We start from the raw sequence: 1,045 nt of genomic DNA, 5'->3' as shown, positions 1-1,045 counted from the left end.
GGCCAGCACATGCAGGCTCATCTCGGTGCCCACGTGCTTGAGGGTCTTCATCAGGAAGTGCGTTGAGCCCATCCAGTGCTTGAGCGTTCCGAAGACATGCTCCACGGTGGACCTGCGCAATGTCATCGCCTCGGGGTTGCTGTCCAGCCGTTGCTGAACGCGCTCCAGCACTTCTTCGTGCTCCCATCGCCGGACACGTCGGTATTTGCTGGTGGTGCATTGCTCGCGCAGCGGGCAGTGCGGGCAGGCACTTGACCAATAGATGCTCAGGCTCAAGCCTTTCTCGACCGTTCTGAACCGATGGATCGCACGCTCGCCTGCAGGGCACTGGTACTCGTCATCCTTGGCGATGTAGATGAAGTCGCCTTTGTCGAAGCGCCCCTGGGCCTTCGCGTTCGATGTCATCGGCTTGGGCACGAAGGTCGTGATGCCCGAGTCTTCGCAGGCCTTGAGCTGTGGTCCACTGAAGTAGCCTCGGTCGGCGAAGGCCTGCAGGTTCTCGCCTCCCATGGCCTGGTCTGCGGCACAGGCCATGTTGTGCAGCTGTGCCCGGTCATTGCCCACGTTCGTGACCTCGTGCGCGACGATCAGGTGGTGCTTGGCATCGACAGCGGTCTGCACGTTGTAGCCCACCAGGCCCGATCCCTTGGCCTGGGTGGCCATCGAACGTGCATCGGGGTCGGTGAGTGAGACCTGGCCATCGGGCAGGCTCTTCAACTGCTCCTTGAGCCCATCGAGTTGGCGCATCTGGTCGCGCAGCTTTTTTAGCTTCTCCTGCAGTCGTTCTGTCTTGGCTTCGACCTCTGCCGGCTGCGTGCGGTCTGCGGTCTCCAGCGCGTCCAGGTAACGCTGGATGCTCTGCTCGATCTGCTGCTGGCGGGCCTCGATCTTGCCGGTCGTGAAGTTGCGATCACGGCTGTTGACGGCCTTGAACTTGCTGCCGTCGATGGCCACGATGGCCTGTGAGAAGAGGTTCAACTGTCGGCACATGGCGATGAAGCGCTTGCAGACGTTGCGGATGCCGGTGCCATTGCTTCGACGGAAG

1 protein-coding gene is annotated in these 1,045 nt (G+C 61.6%); it reads right to left on the bottom strand.

Annotation, left to right across the window (positions count from 1 at the left end; genetic code table 11):
* The coding region (locus tag ASE31_RS25105; RefSeq protein WP_057204807.1) for an IS1182 family transposase at positions 1–1,045 on the bottom strand (1,045 nt) is incomplete at both ends.

Origin of the sequence: Acidovorax sp. Root217 (assembly GCF_001428645.1) — a bacterium.
In the GTDB taxonomy this organism is placed as follows: domain Bacteria; phylum Pseudomonadota; class Gammaproteobacteria; order Burkholderiales; family Burkholderiaceae_C; genus Acidovorax.
This window is presented reverse-complemented; position numbering and strand designations above follow the sequence as displayed.